Here is an 810-nt window from a genome sequence, read left to right on the forward strand (position 1 = left end):
TCAGCGCTGGAGGGTGAGCAGTCCGGGTCGGTAGGGCAGGAGGCCGTAGTCGCCGCCGGAGTTGGGGGAGCGGCCCTGGTAGAGCAGTTGGAGGTTGCAGGGGTCGACGGTGAAGGTCTGGTCGGCGGTGGTGCGGATGAGTTCGCCGTGGCTGATGTCGTTGGTCCAGGTGGCGCCGCTGTTGGCCTTGCCGGCGAACGGGTTGGACTCGGTGGCGGCCTGCGGGGTCCACGATCCGCCCAGGCTGGTGGCGGTGAAGGAGCGGAAGTAGCGGCCCTGGGAGCCGATGGCTTCGACGATCATGAGGTAGCGGGTCTGGCCCTGGAGTTTGTAGACCTGCACGGCTTCGAACAGGTTGTTCGTCGAGTCGCTCATGATGGTGGTGTAGTTGGAGCCGAAGCTGCCGGGGAAGTTCCCGATCGGCATGCTGGAGCGGTAGATCTTGCCGTTGTCACCGGCGAAGAACAGGTACATGTTCTGGTCGTCGGCGATCAGGGTCTGGTCGATCGGGCCGGTGCCGGAGCCGGAGATGCTGCCGGTGAACAGCGGCTGCGCCGAGGACCACCCGTTCGGGTTCGTCGGATTCGTCGAGGTGCGGTACGAGAACGCGGTCGGTCCCCACTGGTAGGCCAGGACCCAGATGTTGCGCGGCGCGAAGTAGAACAACGTCGGCGCCACAGTCCCCGACGACATCGCGTTCTGCGACGCCGTGGCCATCTGCGACCAGTTCGAGAACAGACCGAAGTTCATCGACCCCCACGACGACCCGGTGTCGTGCGTGGTGGCGTAGACCAGGTGCTGCCCGTTGTA

Annotated in this window: 1 protein-coding gene; it reads right to left on the reverse strand. The window is 65.4% G+C overall.

Annotated elements, in window-relative coordinates:
• On the reverse strand, positions 1 to 810 hold an 810-nt coding region (locus IRY44_RS30435; protein WP_255533250.1), incomplete at its 5' end, for a non-reducing end alpha-L-arabinofuranosidase family hydrolase.

The organism is Micromonospora sp. ANENR4 (genome assembly GCF_015354395.1).
In the GTDB taxonomy this organism is placed as follows: Bacteria; Actinomycetota; Actinomycetes; order Mycobacteriales; family Micromonosporaceae; genus Micromonospora; species Micromonospora aurantiaca.